This is a genomic window from Chelatococcus asaccharovorans (assembly GCF_003201475.1).
Lineage (GTDB): Bacteria > Pseudomonadota > Alphaproteobacteria > Rhizobiales > Beijerinckiaceae > Chelatococcus > Chelatococcus asaccharovorans.
The window spans coordinates 95,495-112,136 of record NZ_QJJK01000001.1 but is presented as its reverse complement, the minus strand read 5'-3'; the positions used below and the strand labels follow the sequence as shown (position 1 = coordinate 112,136).

Genomic DNA, 16,642 nt, shown 5'->3' with positions numbered 1-16,642 from the left:
ATCGTGATATCTCGGAGGCTTAACCCCCTAGGCACAATCACGGAACTAGCCGGAGAGACGAACCACCGACGGATGGCGGATTCACATCCCCGGTAAGCCCGAACAGAAGATTGTCGAGTTCTGCCTCAGGAATATCCAGGCGGGCCGCCACGTGCCGGCGCGTCACGCCTTCCCGCCAAAGTTCTGTGAGAACACGCTGCCATATTGCAGATCGTTCTGGCGGGAGACCGTCAGGCTCGTTGATGCCGAACCGCTTGTTTATCTGGATGCAGAAAGTCCGGTAGTTCCAGTCGGAGATCCGGCCGATCCGGTGGAGGCGATGCGCAAGCGCAGCGACGGACACGCCCCACCGCCTCTTTGCGAGCACCAATTGATCGAGGCTTCGGACGAATGGGATCGTCGCCACGACGTCGTCGTGAGGCATCAGGAACGACGATGCAAACGCATGTGCCTCCAGTTCGGCAGCGCGCCCTTGATTGGGACCGCCATGCTTGTGCAGGACAAGGTGCGCCAGCTCATGAGCAGCGTCGAACCGACTGCGCTCCGTGGTCTTGAAGGTGTTGAGGAAGACATACGGTTCACCATCATGCCAGCAGGAAAAGGCATCCACATTCTTCGTGTTCTCGGCCAGCGAGAAGACGCGGACGCCCTTCGTCTCAAGCAGCTTGATCATATGGGAGATCGGCCGCTCGCCGATCGCCCAATGCTGGCGTAGCGCACGTGCGGCTCCGGCGGGATCGCGTTCATGGCTGAGGTCGAGCAGGTCTGGCTGCGGCAGAACGAACCTTTCCCGCACCCAGGCTGACATCTCGAAGGCCAATGAGCCGGCGGCGAGCGCCGCATCGCGCTCTCGCGCCGACATCGCCGTCAGGCTCCGGAAGCTGGCGGCATCAGCGCCGATCGGGGCCGCGTCGTCCCGGAAGAAGAACTCCCGCGGAAATCCCAGCGCACGCACCAAGCCGTCGACAGTGTCTTCATCCGGAACCTGCTGCCCGTTGACGACACGCGACAGGGTGACCGGCGATATGCCGGCTTGCTCGGCGAGAGCCTTGGCGGTCAACCGCTGCCGCTTCCGCGCGAGCTCCATTCTGCCAATGTTGAACATGGCCTAGCGACGCAAAACAGCAGGCTCGAACTCAATGCCGTCCGGACGATCGCTATCAAGGATGGCATCCGCCGGCCATTCACCACCGCCGAGGATGAAGATGCGCTCGATGAAGCCCTCGAAATTGCCGCCGGAAATGCCCGAAGGCAGAGAGAGCTCGGCGCGGATCTCATCACCTTGAACCGACACGCAGAAGAACCATACGCCGGTCCGGAGCTCCGCCAGCCCCTGATCTCGCGCCGCGGACATTTCTTCCTCGGGGAACAGCCCGGTCTGTCCCACCGCAATGATACGGTCGGCGCCGGAGCCTTTCCCGGAAACCGCTTGCGGCCTGTGCAACTTGTCGGCGGCATGGTCGACACTTTGATAGACCACCTTGAGCGGGCTATCCGGATGCTTGACGGATTCGACGTTGTTCTCGCGATAATTGACCCAGCCGATCGCCCGGAAAAGTTGCCGCACATACCGGGTGCCGTAGATGTAGGCGAGCAGCCCCTCAGCAGAAGCGGGATCATCGGCGATCGCGTCGGCACGCGCAGCGACCACGCCGCGCACGACCTCGAGCAGCGCCTGGCGCGTGACACCGAACTCGGCGAGGCGAGCATCAACTTCAGGATGATCGGCAAGCACGCGAACCGCAGCCATCGAATCGCTCCACGATAATTTTCTTGACCTCATTTGTGGAGGAAAAAATTATCGCGTGCAACTGTCTTGGTTGGGTGGTTGGGGGCGGCGGATGATCGAAGAAGAGTTCTGTATGAAGGTATGCTCCGCCATGGCCTGCCACTGAGCGCAATAGCGGGCCTGATCTTCGCGGGCAGCTTCATATTCGTAACCGCCGTGCTTACAAAGATCTGAAGCAAGAAACTCGCGCGCTGAGCTGCCAAGGTCTGGCATGAAGTGCCGGGGCTTCGCTGCGAGGCTCAGGCCGCTACGTTCTCGTAGATGTCCTCCTCCTGCGCGTTATGCATGCGCACCAGTGCCTCGATGGATTCCACCATGCGCTGCGCGTCGCGGATAAGATAGCGGTCTGCATCGTCCGCGCCGAGGCCGTCCGCCAGGCGCCTCAGAAGCCGCGCGAGATGGAGGATCTCGCGGTGGGCGCGGCTCATGGCGGCGAGACCATCCCCGTCATGCAGGACTTCGCGCAACTGCGGGTAGATGCTCTCCTCGTCCAGCCGCTCGTGGGCTGCGATCTGTGTCGTCACCAGCGTGCTCGCCTCCTGGATCAAGGCGACGGCGGCCGCGCCGGTGGTATCGTCGAGACTGTCGGCGATCTCCCGCATCCGGTCGAGGGTTGCCTCCAGCTCCCGGTGATCCTGCTGAAGGGCGAGGGTGAACCCCGGCTTCAGCGCACGATGGCCGAAGCCGTGACCCGCCGTCAAAGCGCGCAGGGCATTGAGGATGACGGCGACATCGATGGCCTCCTGGGTCAGCGCACCGGCGACCGGCGACAGCCAGCCGAAGGCGGCCGCGATCATGGCGAGGCAAGACAGCCCCATGCCGACGCCGATGCTCTCGAGCGCGATGCGCCGCGTGCGCTTGGCGATCGTCACGGCGTCCGACACCCGGTCCAGCTGATCCACGAGGATGACCACATCGGCCGCTTCGGACGAAGCGCTGGCGCCGTGCGCACCCATGGCGATGCCCACGTCGGCGGCGGCGAGGGCGGGCGCGTCGTTGATGCCGTCGCCCACCATCAGCGTGGGGTTGAGCCGCTGCTCCACCGCGACCGCTTCCAGCTTGTCGCCCGGGGTTCGGTTGGCGAGGACGCAATCGAGGTCCAAAGCGGCGCCGATGGTCTCCGCCGCCTCCGCATTGTCGCCGGTCAGCATGACGATGCGCGCCACGCCCGCGGCCCGCAGCGACTGGACCGCGCGCGGCGTCTCCCGCCGCAGCTCGTCGGCCAGCAGGATGGCGCCCTTCAGCTGCCCATCCACGGAGACGAAGACGCTGAGGGCGGATCGCCAGGCGGCGCGCCGCAGGGCCCGCAGCGCCCACGACTCGCGATGACAGGCGCCGCAGACGAGCTCATACGATCCCGCCTTCACCAGGCGCCCGTCGACCCGGCCCTCCAGGCCTGATCCCATGGCTTCGCGTACCGCGTCGGGCGGATCAAGCGCGACGCCGCGCCCGCGAGCCGCACGGACGATGGCCTCCGCCACCACATGGTGCGAGGCCTGCTCCAGCGAGGCCGCGAGCCGCAGGATCTCATCCGGACTTTCGCCGGGCGCCGTCTCCACGGCGACGAGACGGGCGCCGCCCACGGTCAGCGTGCCGGTCTTGTCGAACAGGACGGTGTGGGTGCGCGCCAGCGCCTCCAGCGCGCTTCCGCCTTTGACAAGAATGCCAAGCCGCGCCGCCCGGGAGATGCCGGCGATGAAGGCCACCGGCGCCGCCAGGATCAGCGGACAGGGCGTCGAGGCGACCAGCACGGCGAGGGCGCGGATCTTGTCGCCCGACAGCGCCCAGGCCAGGCCTGCGACGACGAGCGTTGCCGGCAGCAGCAGCAGCGCATAGCGGTCGGCGAGCCGGATGAACGGGGCCTTGGCCGTCTGTGCCGCCGTCACCATGCGCACGATGCCGGCATAGGTGCTGTCGCCGGCTGCTGCGGTGGCGCGGATCTCGAAGGTTTCGCCGGCATTGACGGTGCCGCTGAACACCGGTGCGCCGCGCACTTTCGCGACCGGCATGGGCTCTCCGGTCAGGGCCGCCTCGTCCAAAGCGGCTGCATTGGCAATTAGGAGGCCGTCCACCGGCACCACCTCGCCGGCCCGCACCACCAGCACGTCGCCCACCGCGACGGTCTCGATGGCAATGTCCGCAATCGTCTCTCCGGTGCGGCGATGGGCGATGTGGGGCGCCCGATCGACCAGCGATCGCAGATCCCGCTCTGCCCGCGCGATGGCGATGTCCTCAAGGAGGTTTCCGCCGGCATACATCACCGCGATGACCGAACCTGCGAGGCTCTCGCCGAGCGCTATGGCGCCGCTCATGGAGAGGAGCGCCACCGCATCGACGCCCATGCGTCCGGCGACAAGGTCCCGCACGATGGAGACGGTGAGCCAGGCGACGACGGGAATGGTGCCGGCCGTCCAGATCAGGCCGGCGACGGCCCCATGGCCGAGCGCCCACGCGGCAAGGCCACCGAGAAGCCCAACCAGGGCCGCCGCCGCGAGGGCCCTGCGCAAAAAGCGCTCGTCGAGCAAACGTCCCATCCTGGTCCCCCCTGGCGATGCTCGCCTGACCGGGCTGGACGTTAGTCCGATGGTCCGTCACATGCCACCGCGCCGGGGCTGCGCAACTCGCTTCCTGAAGACATGCCCTGAGCACTCACCAGCAGCGTGATGGCGCCATCCAGATTGCCCTGATGACCTCGTTTCGGTCATGCGCGGCTGGCGCGGAAATACTGGTAGAGCGTGTCGAATACTCCAGCGCCCTTGGTGAGGCGCTGGGCATCGTCGGGTTCGCTCAAGACGATGCCGGTGATGAGGCTGGCGATGCCGCCGGCTTCCTCACGGCCGAACTTGCCGTCCTTGAGGTCGATGTCGTGGACGATCTCGCCCACCGCCTGCAAAGCGGGATCGGAAAGGCCGGTGCGGCCGAGCAGCACCTCGAAGCTGCAGCGATCGCCCTCATGGGTGATCTCGCCCTCGTACATGTCGAAGCGCAGCTCTTCGGGTTTGGGCACATAGCCCTTGCCAGGAACGAAACGGATCTGAGCATCTGGATCGATGAAGCGCCGGATCAGCCAGCCGCAGGCGATGCGGTCCACATGCACGTCGCGCCGTGTCACCCACACATGCCCCTTGAGCGCGGCAAGGGGATCGAGATTGACGGGTGACGTTGCGGGCGGGAATGCCATGGCTGTGTCCTCCGCGGTTCGGGCCTCAAGGGCAGCGATGAGGCCTTCGGCAACTAGCCGCCCCGTGGCGCCGAAGAAATCGAGCGCGGCGATGTCGGCGAGGCGTCGCCGCAGCCGACCGGTCTGTGATCGCGCCTCGGCACGCTTCTCGGCCCCGGCGTCCGCATCGAGTGCGGCGGCGATGCCGCGCGCCTCCTCTGAGATCGCGCCGTAATCGGTGTCTCGCGCGGTATCGAACAAGGTACGGACCTGGGCATCCGTCAGTCCGTCCACGAGTCTGGCCTCGCAGACCATGGCCTCACCGCTGCCGGCGGCGATCTCCTTTACGAGCCACTGGAAATCCTCCTGCGTCTCGGCCGAGGCCGGCAGGGCATAGACCGAGCTCTTCACCGCCACGGCGCCGATGCCCTGCAGCCGCCGCCAGATCTTCACGCGGAAGTAGGCCGGCTTGGTCGGAAGCTGGTGGATCAGCAGCAGCCAAAGCTGCCCGGAAGAGGTCTCATCGTCGCTCATGAGTAAACCGTATCACTCCAAAATAAAAATGCAACACTTGTATCATAATTGATGTAGGCGTAGCGTCTCCACGTGGCCGGTGGTGATCAGAAGCCGCCGCGCCAGGCAAGGAGACGGCTCATGAAATGGATCACCCGCGCCCGCCCGGTCATCGACCGTATCGCCTGCCCCTGGCTCATCGCGCGCTTCATCGACGCGGCGCCCGAATTCCTGTTCACGCCGCCTGAGGATGTGATCCGCCAGGCCGAGGAGACCGGCGCTACGCTGTTCGACGTGCCCGGCGTCGCGTTCGGCCATGCGGGCGACAAGTGCAGCTTCGACGCCTTCGTGACGCACTACGGCCTTCAGAGCGATCCGGCCATCGTCGCCCTCGCCGACATCGTGCGCGGCGCCGACACCAGCCGGCTGGACCTCACGCCCCAGTCGGCGGGCCTGCTCGCCATCTCCAAGGGGCTGCGTGAGGTGACGCCGGACGACCATGACCTCCTGAAGCGCGGCTTCGTCATTTACGACGCGCTCTACGCCTGGGCCGGCGGAAAGAGCGCGACATATCCGGCTGCGGCCTAAAGAGGGAGCGGTTGCCGTGTCCCAAGTCCTGAACAGCCCGGCGGTCGAGGGCCACGGCCTCTTCTCCCCCGTCTCCTCGCTTTATGCGGCGCGGGCCCTTCGGGATTTCGGCGACGGCTTCGTCGCCGTGCTGCTTCCCGTCTATCTCTCGGCCCTCGGACTCGGCGCATTCGAGATCGGCGTGGTGGCAACCACCGCGTTGTTTGGCTCGGCGCTGATGACCCTCGCCATCGGGCTGCTTGGCCATCGCATCGACCGGCGCACGCTGCTGATCGCCGCGTCGGGCCTCATGGTGGCGACGGGGTTCGCCTTCACCCAGTCGGCAAGCTACGGGGCCGTGTTGTTGGTGGCCTTCTGCGGCACCATCAACCCGTCGTCCGGCTCGGTAAGCATCTTCGTACCCATCGAGCACGCGACGCTGTCCCATCTGGTGGCGGACAAGGCGCGGACTTCGGCCTTCGCGCGCTACAGCCTCGTGGGGGCCCTCGCCGCCGCGGTGGGCGCGCTGGCGGCTATGAGCCCGGACCTGATGGCCGAGTTCGGCATCTCACGCCTCGGCGCGCTGGAAGCCATGTTCACGCTCTATGCGCTGCTAGGCGTGGCCGGCGGTCTCTTCTATGCCCGCATCCCGCGTGTCTCTGCCACCGAAGATAAGCCTGCCGCGGCCCTCGGTCCGTCGCGCGGCATCGTCTACCGGCTTGCGGCGCTGTTCTCCATCGATGCGTTTGCCGGCGGGCTCGCGGTGCAGTCGCTTCTCGCGCTCTGGCTGTTCACGCGCTTCGGCCTGTCGCTCGCCGAAGCCGGCACGTTCTTCTTTATCTCCGGCGTGCTGTCCGCCTTCTCCTTCCCGGTCGCGGCGTGGCTCGCGCGACGCATCGGGCTCGTGAACACCATGGTGTTCACCCACATCCCCTCCAGCCTGTGCCTGATCCTCGCCGCGGTGGTGCCGAGCCTTGAGGTGGCCCTCGTCCTGCTGCTGGTGCGCTCCGCTCTGTCGCAGATGGATGTTCCGACCCGCTCCTCCTATGTGATGGCAGTGGTGACGCCGCCCGAGCGCGCGGCGGCGGCGAGCATCACCTCGGTGCCGCGCAGCCTTGCCGCGGCCTTGAGCCCGGCCATGGCCGGCGCCCTGTTCGCCGCCGGCCATGAGGCCTGGCCATTCATTCTCTGCGGGGTGCTGAAGATCCTCTATGATTTCGGTCTGCTCTGGGCCTTCCGGCACATCAGGCCGCCGGAAGAGCGGTGACCTCTTGGCCAACCCTTCGGCGCGGGAGTTGACCGCTCCGCCCAGATAATCGAATATCGATATCGAAATTCGATTTCGTATGAGATGGAAGGGTGGATGGAGCATCAGGAGCTTCTGTCCGGCCTCGTTCGCCTGCACATCCTCCATCATGCGGTGGAAGGCGAGGTCTATGGCCAGTGGATGATCGAGGAACTCGCCCGCCACGGCTACCGGCTGAGCCCGGGGACCCTTTACCCGATGCTCCATGCCATGGAGCGCAAAGGCTATCTCGCCGTGCGGGAAGAGCGCCACGGACGTGCCCTCCGCCGGCTCTATTGCGCGACGCCGCTCGGCCGCGAGGCCCTGGAGACGGCGCGGCAGAAGGTGAGCGAGCTCTTCAAGGAAATGCGGCCCAGCCCACCAGCGGGGACCACGAAGCCATGAGCCAGGAAACCTGGGCCGGGAAGCATGAGCGGGGAAACATGAGCCGGGACGACGTCGCCGATGCCGCCATTCCTGCAACTCCGACGCGGGGCACGCCGCTCGAGGTCCTCGTCGCCTTCCTGAAGCTTGGATTCACCTGCTTCGGAGGGCCGATCGCCCATCTCGGCTATTTCCGGGAGGAGCTGGTGCTGCGCCGCCGCTGGCTCGATGACGAGGCCTATGCCGATCTCGTGGCCCTGTGCCAGTTCTTGCCGGGCCCCGCCTCCAGCCAGCTGGGCTTCGCGCTGGGACTGATCCGCGGCGGCGGGTTCCTTGGCGGCATCGCCGCATGGGCCGGCTTCACCCTTCCCTCTGCAGTGGCGCTCGTAGCGGTCGCGCTGGGCGCCGCCGCCCTCGGAGGACCTGCGGCCGAAGGCGTTCTGCACGGGTTGAAGCTCGTCGCCGTCGCGGTGGTGGCCCAGGCGGTCTGGGGCATGGCGCGCACGCTCACCCCCGATCAGCCAAGGGCCGGCATCGCCCTCGCGTCGATCGCCCTGGTGGTGTTTGCCGGCGGCGCCTTCGGACAGATCGCGGCCATTGCCGTGGGGGCGCTGGCGGGCCTAGTGCTGTGCCGCGACCAGACCGCTTTGGGACGTGGCGCGCAGGACCCGTCCCACGCCCCGCCGGTGCCCCTGTCCCGCCGGACGGGGGTGCTGTTGCTCGTTGCCTTCGCGGCGCTGCTGGTGGTGCCGCCGATCCTGGCGCCGGCGACCGGATCCCAGGGTCTGGCGCTCTTCGACGCCTTCTACCGTTCGGGCGCCCTGGTGTTCGGCGGCGGCCACGTGGTTCTGCCGCTCCTGCAAGCCGAGCTAGTGGCACCGGGCTGGGTCACGCCCGACGACTTCCTCGCCGGCTACGGCCTCGTCCAGGCGGTGCCGGGTCCGCTCTTCACCTTCGCGGCATGGCTCGGCGCCGTGATGCGGCCGGAACCGAACGGCATCGTCGGCGCCGCCATCGCCCTCGTGGCGGTGTTCCTGCCGGGCATCCTTCTCGTGACAGGCATGCTGCCGTTCTGGGACACGCTGCGGCGCAAGAGCCTAGCCCAAGCCGCCATGCGCGGCGCGAACGCGGCCGTCGTGGGAATCCTCGGGGCCGCGCTCTACAGCCCCGTCTTCACCGGCACGGTGTTCGATGCCCCGGATTTCGTGGTGGCGCTGGCGGGCTTCCTGCTGCTCACCGTGTGGCGCGTCCCACCGCTCGTCGTGGTGCTTCTGCTCGCCGCGGCTGGAGGCATGCGGCACACCTTGACCTGACACCCATCCGGGAGATGTCCATGTTACAGGATCCGGTCATCGAGCCGTCGGCCTTGGCCTTTCTCGGCGCCTTCCATCTCCTCGACGTCCGTTCCCCGGACGCGTTCGAAAAGGGCCATGCGCCGGGCGCCATCCGCGTGCCCATCGCGGCGTGGGAGGCGGCGGCCCGTGTCGCCGAGACCTCCCTCGATACGTCCACCTATTGGGAGGACGCCATCCGTGGGCTCGGTCTCGATCCGGCGGTTCCGGTGGTGGTGAGCGATGACGGCCGGATGACGGACTCGGCCCGCGTCTGGTTTATCCTGCAATATTTCGGGGTGAAGGCCCTGGTCCTGAACGGCGGCGGGCCAACCCTCTCCGGGTATCCGGATCGCCTCGCCGGCATTCGCCCGGCGGTCCCCACCGCGGCGTTCCGGGCCCATCCCGGCACTGGACCGGTCGGACTCGTCAACCGCACCGAATTGAAGGGCAACCTGAGCAAGGTCCACATCCTCGACGCCCGGACCTCGGCGGAATTCAGCGGCGAGGACCTGCGCCAGAACACAAGAGGCGGGCATCTGCCCGGTACCCGGCTTCTGCCGCATGCCGACCTCCTCGGTTCGGGCCGCCTGAAGCCGGCTGCCGACCTGCACGCGCTGCTGTCCGCTGCCGGGTTCGGCCCCGGCGACCACATCGTCACCCATTGCGATGGCGGCGGGCGCGCGGCCCTTGCGGCTCTCGCCGCCTTGCGGGCGGGCTATGACGACGTCCAAGTCTACTATTTGAGCTTTGCCGACTGGGCGAAGGACGAGAGTTGCCCGATCGTGCGGGACGAACAAGGACCCGCCTGATGGTGGTTCAGGGAAAACCAATGCGCGCACAGGTGACCTCGTCGGCGCGCACATTGATCCTGCTCAAGGCGGTCCTTTCATGCGGACCTACGATGAGGCATAGTTCGCCGGTGAGGCGATGGGGTATATGATTAGGCTTAGATCCGCAGCGGGGTGGGTGAAAGTGCTGCCAGCGATCCTGGTGGCAATGGCCATGCTGTTCGGACCCATCGCCAGCGCCTATTCCGCGCCATGCCACGACGACGGGGACCCGGCATACGCCGCTGCGGCGGATCATCCGCATCAGGTCGCCTCGCCCGATCCCGCGGATCATCATCCGGACGAGCCGACCCAAACCGCTGACCACGGAAAATGCTGCAGCGTCTCCTGCAGCGTCTATGTGCCCGTGGCAAACGGCGTGGACCTCCACGTTCTGGATCTGGTCTTTGTGCGACAGCCCTTTGATCTCGACAACCAGGCCGGGGACGGCTTGGCGGTCTTGCCCGGCCTCGATCCCCCTCGTTTCCAGAGCTGATAGCGGTCTCAACGCATTCCAGGCGTGAGGCGGACGTGCGAAGCGGCACCCGTTGAGGGTTCCGACGCGTCGACGCGCCGGAAGATGCCCCGACATCAGCGTCGGCCTTGTGCCGATGGGGAAACGAGGACCTTTCCATGTACGGTCGCGACACGCTTGCCGAGCCTATGGCCGGCACGGCTGCGCCTGGGCAATCCGGACTGACTGGCACCGGAGCCCGGCAGCAAACCCGCAATGCCCAGGGGGGCGCCTTCTCCAGCGATCCCGGAACGTTCGCTCGCAATTTCCTGTCCTATGGCAGAGACGCGGCCGAGCGCTGGATCCTGTTCTGGGACACGCTGCGCCAGCGGGCTGACAACATGCTGGCGCACGAGCGCGCAGGAAAGCCGCCGCTGCTCGACTTCGACTACGAGGTCGTGCTCGATGCCCGCCGGTTCGAGCATCCGACAAACTATGCGCTCCTGCGCGTGACCCGCGTCGGGGACGAATGTTTGGAAGACTGCCTGGACGCGGCCAAGCCACCCGTGGTGATCCTCGATCCGCGCGCCGGCCACGGCCCCGGGATCGGGGGCTTCAGGCAGGACTCCGAGATCGGCGTCGCCCTGCACCAGGGGCACCCGGTCTATTTCGTCACCTTCTATCCCGAGCCTGCCGCGGGGCAGACGCTCGCCGACGTGCTCCATGCGCTGCGGCAGTTCGTAAAGGAGGTGTCCCATCGGCATTCCGGCGCCGCGCCTGTGCTCTATGGGAATTGCCAGGCCGGCTGGGCGGTGACGCTGCTCGCCGCGGACTGCGCGGGGCTGGCCGGACCCACCGTGCTGAACGGAACCCCTCTGTCCTACTGGGCCGGCGAGACCGGCATCAACCCCATGCGCATCGCCGCCGGTTTCGAGGGCGGGGCATGGCTGACGCATCTCCTCTCCGACCTCGGGGACGGACGCTTCGACGGCGCCTTCCTGGTGCAGAACTTCGAGGGACTGAAGCCAGAGGCCGTGTGGGAGAAGTATGCGAACCTCTATGCCCATATGGATACCGAGCGCGAGCGGTTCCTTGCCTTCGAGCGCTGGTGGGGCGGCTATTACTTCCTGAGCCGCGAAGAGATCCTCGCCATCGTGGAGAATTTCTTCGTCGGTAACAAGTTGGAGCAGGGTCGTGTCCAGATCTGCGAAGGGTGCCATGCGGACCTCAGGCGCATCCGCAATCCACTCGTGATCTTCGCCTCCTATGGCGACAACATCACGCCGCCCCATCAGGCGCTTGGCTGGATACCGGCCGTGTACAAGGATACGGACGACCTGAAGGCGGCGGGCCAGCGCATCGTCTATCTCATCAACCGCCACGTGGGTCACCTCGGCATCTTCGTTTCCGCCAAGGTTGCGCGGCTGGAACATCGGGCCATCCTCGAGAGCCTGCCGCGGATCGAGACGCTCCCGCCCGGCCTCTACGAGATGAAGATCGACAATCCGTCCGGCGATCCCGATTGCCGTGAGGGCGGCTATCAGGTCCGCTTCGAGGCGCGCGAGGTGTCGGACATCCGCTTCCCCCGGCAGGACCCTGCCTTCGAGCGCGTGCGCGACCTGTCGGAACGCAACGAAGCCTTCTACCGCACGTTCGTCAGCCCCTGGGTCCGGGCGCTGACGACGCCCTGGTCCGCGGCGGCGCTTGAGACGCTGCACCCCATGCGCACCAGCCGCCTCCTCCTGTCCGAAGGCTTTATGCCCTGGATGCGCGGCGTCCGATGGCTGGCGGAGCACGTCGACGCGGACCGGCATCCGGTTGCTCCGGACAATCCCTTCAAGGTCGAGGAGGAGCGGGTCGTCTTGCGTGTCGCCGAGGGGATCGAGCAGGGACGGCGCCTGCGGGACGCCCTGTGGGAGCGCGCCTTCGACAGCATCTATGGCGGCGTGGGTAGTACCCGCCCCGTCGCGCCGGAACACCAGGGCACGATCGATGAAGCACAGCCGCAAGACACACGGACCAGTTTGGATTTCCAGGCGGCCGGCCTCAGCCGCGCCGCAGTGACAGGAGGGAACTGACCATGACGACGTTTCGCAATCTGATGCTCGCCGGCGCGCTGTTGCTCGCCACGCCAGGCTTCGCCGAGGACGCGCACCACCCGCCGGAGGCCCAGCCTGCCGCGCCCCAGGCACCCGCGCCGGCGCCGCAGCCGTCTCAGGCCACGCCGACGCCCGGCGGCCCCCAAGGCATGATGGGGCCGGGCATGATGGGGATGATGGGCGGTGGAAACGCAGGGGCCGGCATGGGGATGATGGGCGGAGCCGCCGCGGGCGCCATGGGGATGGGCCAGATGATGGATCCAGGCCGCGTCGCAGGGCGCATCGCCTTCCTGAAGGCCGAACTGAAGATCACCGACGCCCAGCAGCCCCTGTGGAACGCATTCACGGAGGCGCTCAAGACCAACCGCGCCATGATGGGGGACATGCAGGAGATGATGATGGCTGCGCAGGGCGCCGCCGCCCCAACCCTCATCCAGCGGATTGAGGGCCACGAGCGCATGCTCGCCGCTCGCCTCGAAGCGGTGCGCCGCCTCAAGGCCGCGCTCGGGCCGCTCTACGCGTCGTTCGACGAAGCGCAGAAGCGCACAGCGGACCAGCTCATGATGCCGGGCGGAATGGGGCCCATGTAAGCGCGATGTGAGCGTCGCGCCGCGTAGGCGGGTCGGCGATCGCGGCCGGCCCGCCCGGATCAAGTGGAGGAGGACCAAATGTCCTGGCATGACGACACCGGCCATATGCCGCGGCCCGGCAACGACACCGGCACGCGCGCCCCGCACCGAAGCTTCTGGCGCTCGCCCGGCGGCATCGTCGCCATCGGCTTCCTTCTCGCGGCGGCCTTTCTTTTGTTCTCGGAGCACCGCGCCCATGTGCTGGGATATCTACCCTTCCTCCTGCTGCTCGCCTGCCCGCTGATGCACATGTTCATGCATCACGGTCACGGCCATCATGCGGGACACCAGCCAGGCGAACGGCAGCCGGGCCCCGATGGGGGCAACCGATGACCGAGACCCCCGCTTATGGCCTGTGGGGCCTCGTGATCATCAACTCGGTGGTCTTTATCCTGTTTGCGGCAAGCTTCACCCGGCTGCAGACACCGCGGGACTGGCGCACGCTCGGGGCGTTCTCGGCCTTCATCCTTGCCCTGTTCACCGAGATGTACGGCTTTCCGCTGACCATCTATCTCCTGTCGGGATGGCTTGGCCGGCAGTTTCCCGGTGTCGATTTCTGGTCCCATGACGCCGGCCATCTGCTGGAGACCTTGTTCGGATGGCGCGTGAACCCCCATTTCGGGCCGTTCCACATCCTCAGCAATATTCTGATCTTCGGCGGCTTCTGGCTGCTCGTGGCGAGCTGGAACGTGCTTTATGCGGCCCAGCGCGATCATCGCCTCGCGACCGAAGGTCCCTATTCCCGCGTGCGGCATCCCCAGTACGCCGCCTTCGTCGTCATCATGTTCGGCTTCCTGCTGCAGTGGCCGACATTGGTCACGCTCGCCATGTTCCCCATTCTCGTCTGGGTCTATGCGCGGCTCGCACGGCAGGAAGAAGCCGCCGCCCGCGCCGAGTTCGGGCCGGCGTGGGATGATTATGCCAGCCGCGTCCCCGCCTTTTTCCCCCGTATCGGAATTTCATCCGCGACAGCGCCTCGCTCCGGAGATGGCCTTCATGATTGAGCACGACACGCACGCCGGCCACCATCACCATGACCATGCAGCTCACCCGCCCGAAGGAGCCGGGACCGCACCCGCGGAGACGGTCAAGGACCCCGTCTGCGGGATGACGGTGAACCCGGCCACCGCCGGCTTCCGGTCGGAGCACCGGGGCAAGAGCTATTTCTTCTGCTCGGCGAAGTGCCACGACACGTTCGACGCGAACCCTTCAGCCTATGCGGCCGGTACGGCGGAGACGCCGACCGCAGCGAAGGGCCAGCCGACAGGCGTGATCTACACCTGCCCCATGCACCCGCAGATCCGCCAGGTGGGGCCGGGCAACTGCCCCATCTGCGGCATGACGCTGGAGCCCGAGGTGGCGACAGCCGAGAGCGGCCCGAGCGCCGAGCTCGTGGACATGACCCGGCGCTTCTGGGTCGGCCTTGCGCTGGCGCTGCCGGTGCTCGCGCTGGAGATGGGCGGGCACCTCACCAACCTGCACATGCTGCTCGGCGCACAGGCTGCCAACTGGATCCAGCTCACGCTGGCGACGCCGGTGGTGCTGTGGGCCGGCTGGCCGTTCTTCGTCCGGGCGTGGCAGTCGCTGGTGACGCGGCATCTCAACATGTTCACCCTGATCGCCATGGGCACGGGCGTCGCGTGGCTCTACAGCGTCATCGCGACCGCCGCGCCGCAGATCTTCCCCTCGACCTTCCGTGCGGCCGACGGCTCGGTGGCCATCTATTTCGAGGCGGCCGCCGTCATCACGGTGCTGGTGCTGCTGGGACAGGTGCTGGAGCTACGCGCCCGGGAGCAGACCGGCGGGGCCATCCGCGCCCTGCTCGACCTCGCCCCCAAGACCGCGCGACGCATACGCGACGACGGCACGGACGAGGACGTGGCGCTGGAACAGGTCGTGGTGGGGGACCGCCTGAGGGTCCGCCCCGGCGAGAAGGTGCCGGTGGACGGCGAATTGGTCGAGGGGCGCTCCTCGATCGACGAGTCCATGATCACCGGCGAGTCCATGCCGGTCACCAAGGACGTCGGCGCGAGGGTCATCGGCGGCACGCTCAACCAGAGCGGCGGCTTCGTCATGCGCGCCGGCAAGGTGGGACGGGACACCATGCTGGCGCAGATCGTCCACATGGTGGCGGAGGCGCAACGCTCGCGGGCGCCGATCCAGCGCCTCGCCGACGAGGTCTCCGGCTGGTTCGTGCCGGTGGTGATCGCCATCGCGCTCCTCGCCTTCGCGGCGTGGGGCATCGTCGGACCGGAGCCGCGCCTCGCGCACGGCCTCATTGCCGCGGTGGCGGTGCTCATCATCGCCTGTCCGTGCGCGCTCGGGCTGGCGACGCCCATGTCCATCATGGTGGGGGTGGGCCGGGGCGCCTCCATGGGCGTGCTGATCAAGAACGCCGAGGCGCTGGAGCGGTTCGAGAAGGTGGACACGCTGGTGGTCGACAAGACCGGCACCCTCACCGAAGGCAAGCCGAAGGTGGTCGCGCTGAAGACGGCCGGCGCCCTGGAGGAGGACACGCTCCTGCGGCTCGCGGCGACGCTCGAGCGGGCGAGCGAGCACCCGCTCGCGGCGGCCATCGTGGCCGCGGCGGAGGAGCGCGGCCTGCCTCTCGGCGAGGCCCAGGATTTCGACAGTCCCGTGGGCAAGGGCGTGACCGGGAGCGTGGACGGCCGCAAACTCGTCATCGGCAGCCATCGCATCATGGGCGAGGCGGGCGTGGACCTTTCGGCGCTTTCAGCCGAGGCCGAGGCGCTGCGCGGGGAGGGCGCCACCGTCATCTTCGTCGCCGTCGACGGGCGCGTCGGCGGCCTCATCGCCATCGCCGACCCGGTCAAGGCGACGACGCCCGCCGCCTTGGCGGCGCTCAGGGCAGCGGGGGTCCGCGTCGTCATGCTCACCGGCGACAATCGGACGACGGCCGAGGCGGTGGCCCGGCGCCTGGGCATCGACGAGGTGGAAGCGGAGGTGCTGCCGGAGAACAAGGCGCAGGTGGTGACGCGGCTGCGCCAGGAAGGTCGCATCGTCGCCATGGCCGGCGACGGCGTGAACGATGCGCCCGCCCTCGCTGCCGCGGACGTGGGCGTCGCCATGGGGACCGGCACGGACGTCGCCATCGAGAGCGCCGGCGTGACACTGCTGAAGGGTGATCTCCAGGGCATCGCCCGCGCCCGGCAGCTGAGCCACGCCACCATGAGCAACATCCGCCAGAACCTGTTCTTCGCCTTCATCTACAATGCGGCGGGCGTGCCCATCGCCGCCGGCGTGCTCTACCCGTGGCTCGGGCTCCTGCTCTCACCCATCATCGCGGCTGCGGCCATGGCGCTGTCCTCCGTCAGCGTCATCGTTAATGCCCTGCGCCTGCGGCGCACGCCGCTGGGCTGACGCGTCCTCATTCGTGGATTGCAGAGACGGCTCCGGCTCCAGGGAGGGAACCATGATGAATCTCGACGGCATGATGGGCTCCGGCATGTGGGGGATGTGGCTGTTCGGCCTCCTGATCCTGGTGCTGGTCGTCCTCGGGATCGCGGCGCTCATCAAGTATCTCGGTCGATGAGACCGCGTCCCTCCGGTCGGACGCCGTGGGCATGCGTTTCGCGACGAT

The 16,642-nt window shown here is 67.4% G+C and carries 15 protein-coding genes; 11 read left to right on the top strand and 4 right to left on the bottom strand.

What is annotated here, in order from left to right:
• Window positions 1-37: 37 nt before the first annotated feature.
• The 4 genes from C7450_RS00550 to C7450_RS00535 all read right to left on the bottom strand — a co-directional run bounded on the left by C7450_RS00550 (window position 38) and on the right by C7450_RS00535 (window position 5,483).
• Window positions 38-1,087 carry a helix-turn-helix domain-containing protein gene (locus C7450_RS00550; RefSeq protein WP_281064254.1) on the bottom strand — a complete coding sequence of 350 codons (1,050 nt, stop codon included), beginning with the start codon at window positions 1,085-1,087 and terminating at the stop codon, window positions 38-40.
• Window positions 1,088-1,108: 21 nt separating this feature from the next.
• A complete protein-coding gene (locus C7450_RS00545) occupies window positions 1,109-1,750 on the bottom strand; it encodes a hypothetical protein (RefSeq protein ID WP_110372448.1) in 642 nt (213 codons plus the stop codon).
• Window positions 1,751-2,028: 278 nt separating this feature from the next.
• A complete protein-coding gene (locus C7450_RS00540; protein ID WP_110372447.1) occupies window positions 2,029-4,323 on the bottom strand; it encodes a heavy metal translocating P-type ATPase in 2,295 nt (764 codons plus the stop codon).
• Window positions 4,324-4,490: 167 nt separating this feature from the next.
• A complete protein-coding gene (locus C7450_RS00535) occupies window positions 4,491-5,483 on the bottom strand; it encodes a chromate resistance protein ChrB domain-containing protein (RefSeq protein ID WP_210206329.1) in 993 nt (330 codons plus the stop codon).
• Between the two features lie 120 nt (window positions 5,484-5,603).
• Between C7450_RS00535 and C7450_RS00530 the strand changes: the two genes are divergently transcribed.
• The 11 genes from C7450_RS00530 to C7450_RS00480 all read left to right on the top strand — a co-directional run bounded on the left by C7450_RS00530 (window position 5,604) and on the right by C7450_RS00480 (window position 16,422).
• Window positions 5,604-6,050, top strand: coding sequence for a chromate resistance protein ChrB domain-containing protein (locus tag C7450_RS00530; RefSeq protein WP_110372446.1), 447 nt, complete (start codon window positions 5,604-5,606; stop codon window positions 6,048-6,050).
• 16 nt (window positions 6,051-6,066) lie between these two features.
• Window positions 6,067-7,296: an MFS transporter gene (locus C7450_RS00525; protein WP_238121391.1), complete on the top strand. Its 1,230-nt coding sequence runs from the start codon at window positions 6,067-6,069 to the stop codon at window positions 7,294-7,296.
• Between the two features lie 96 nt (window positions 7,297-7,392).
• Window positions 7,393-7,719 carry a PadR family transcriptional regulator gene (locus C7450_RS00520; protein WP_110372445.1) on the top strand — a complete coding sequence of 109 codons (327 nt, stop codon included), beginning with the start codon at window positions 7,393-7,395 and terminating at the stop codon, window positions 7,717-7,719.
• 38 nt (window positions 7,720-7,757) lie between these two features.
• Entirely contained in the window at window positions 7,758-9,011 is a 1,254-nt protein-coding gene (chrA, locus tag C7450_RS00515; protein ID WP_110373179.1) for a chromate efflux transporter, read from the top strand.
• A gap of 20 nt (window positions 9,012-9,031) precedes the next feature.
• The gene (locus tag C7450_RS00510; RefSeq protein ID WP_110372444.1) at window positions 9,032-9,841 is read left to right on the top strand and encodes a sulfurtransferase; all 810 of its coding nucleotides are present in this window, start codon (window positions 9,032-9,034) and stop codon (window positions 9,839-9,841) included.
• Between the two features lie 187 nt (window positions 9,842-10,028).
• Window positions 10,029-10,355, top strand: coding sequence for a hypothetical protein (locus C7450_RS00505; protein ID WP_245449414.1), 327 nt, complete (start codon window positions 10,029-10,031; stop codon window positions 10,353-10,355).
• 137 nt (window positions 10,356-10,492) lie between these two features.
• Window positions 10,493-12,391 carry a DUF3141 domain-containing protein gene (locus C7450_RS00500; protein WP_110372442.1) on the top strand — a complete coding sequence of 633 codons (1,899 nt, stop codon included), beginning with the start codon at window positions 10,493-10,495 and terminating at the stop codon, window positions 12,389-12,391.
• Window positions 12,392-12,393: 2 nt separating this feature from the next.
• Complete coding sequence (locus tag C7450_RS00495; protein WP_110372441.1) at window positions 12,394-13,002, top strand: Spy/CpxP family protein refolding chaperone; 609 nt, start codon at window positions 12,394-12,396, stop codon at window positions 13,000-13,002.
• Between the two features lie 78 nt (window positions 13,003-13,080).
• Window positions 13,081-13,374: a DUF2933 domain-containing protein gene (locus C7450_RS00490; RefSeq protein ID WP_110372440.1), complete on the top strand. Its 294-nt coding sequence runs from the start codon at window positions 13,081-13,083 to the stop codon at window positions 13,372-13,374.
• Complete coding sequence (locus tag C7450_RS00485) at window positions 13,371-14,045, top strand: methyltransferase family protein (protein ID WP_110372439.1); 675 nt, start codon at window positions 13,371-13,373, stop codon at window positions 14,043-14,045. Before C7450_RS00490 ends, C7450_RS00485 begins: the two co-directional genes overlap by 4 nt.
• The gene (locus C7450_RS00480) at window positions 14,038-16,422 is read left to right on the top strand and encodes a heavy metal translocating P-type ATPase (protein WP_110373178.1); all 2,385 of its coding nucleotides are present in this window, start codon (window positions 14,038-14,040) and stop codon (window positions 16,420-16,422) included. Before C7450_RS00485 ends, C7450_RS00480 begins: the two co-directional genes overlap by 8 nt.
• Window positions 16,423-16,642 lie beyond the last annotated feature (220 nt).

What these genes read in the sequence shown, in the direction of transcription:
- C7450_RS00550 (WP_281064254.1), bottom strand. Translation starts at nt 1,087, where the DNA reads ATGGAGCTCGCGCGGAAGCGGCAGCGGTTGACCGCCAAGGCTCTCGCC.
- C7450_RS00545 (WP_110372448.1), bottom strand. Translation starts at nt 1,750, where the DNA reads ATGGCTGCGGTTCGCGTGCTTGCCGATCATCCTGAAGTTGATGCTCGC.
- C7450_RS00540 (WP_110372447.1), bottom strand. Translation starts at nt 4,323, where the DNA reads ATGGGACGTTTGCTCGACGAGCGCTTTTTGCGCAGGGCCCTCGCGGCG.
- C7450_RS00535 (WP_210206329.1), bottom strand. Translation starts at nt 5,483, where the DNA reads ATGAGCGACGATGAGACCTCTTCCGGGCAGCTTTGGCTGCTGCTGATC.
- C7450_RS00530 (WP_110372446.1), top strand. Translation starts at nt 5,604, where the DNA reads ATGAAATGGATCACCCGCGCCCGCCCGGTCATCGACCGTATCGCCTGC.
- C7450_RS00520 (WP_110372445.1), top strand. Translation starts at nt 7,393, where the DNA reads ATGGAGCATCAGGAGCTTCTGTCCGGCCTCGTTCGCCTGCACATCCTC.
- chrA (WP_110373179.1), top strand. Translation starts at nt 7,758, where the DNA reads ATGAGCCGGGACGACGTCGCCGATGCCGCCATTCCTGCAACTCCGACG.
- C7450_RS00510 (WP_110372444.1), top strand. Translation starts at nt 9,032, where the DNA reads ATGTTACAGGATCCGGTCATCGAGCCGTCGGCCTTGGCCTTTCTCGGC.
- C7450_RS00505 (WP_245449414.1), top strand. Translation starts at nt 10,029, where the DNA reads ATGGCCATGCTGTTCGGACCCATCGCCAGCGCCTATTCCGCGCCATGC.
- C7450_RS00500 (WP_110372442.1), top strand. Translation starts at nt 10,493, where the DNA reads ATGTACGGTCGCGACACGCTTGCCGAGCCTATGGCCGGCACGGCTGCG.
- C7450_RS00495 (WP_110372441.1), top strand. Translation starts at nt 12,394, where the DNA reads ATGACGACGTTTCGCAATCTGATGCTCGCCGGCGCGCTGTTGCTCGCC.
- C7450_RS00490 (WP_110372440.1), top strand. Translation starts at nt 13,081, where the DNA reads ATGTCCTGGCATGACGACACCGGCCATATGCCGCGGCCCGGCAACGAC.
- C7450_RS00485 (WP_110372439.1), top strand. Translation starts at nt 13,371, where the DNA reads ATGACCGAGACCCCCGCTTATGGCCTGTGGGGCCTCGTGATCATCAAC.
- C7450_RS00480 (WP_110373178.1), top strand. Translation starts at nt 14,038, where the DNA reads ATGATTGAGCACGACACGCACGCCGGCCACCATCACCATGACCATGCA.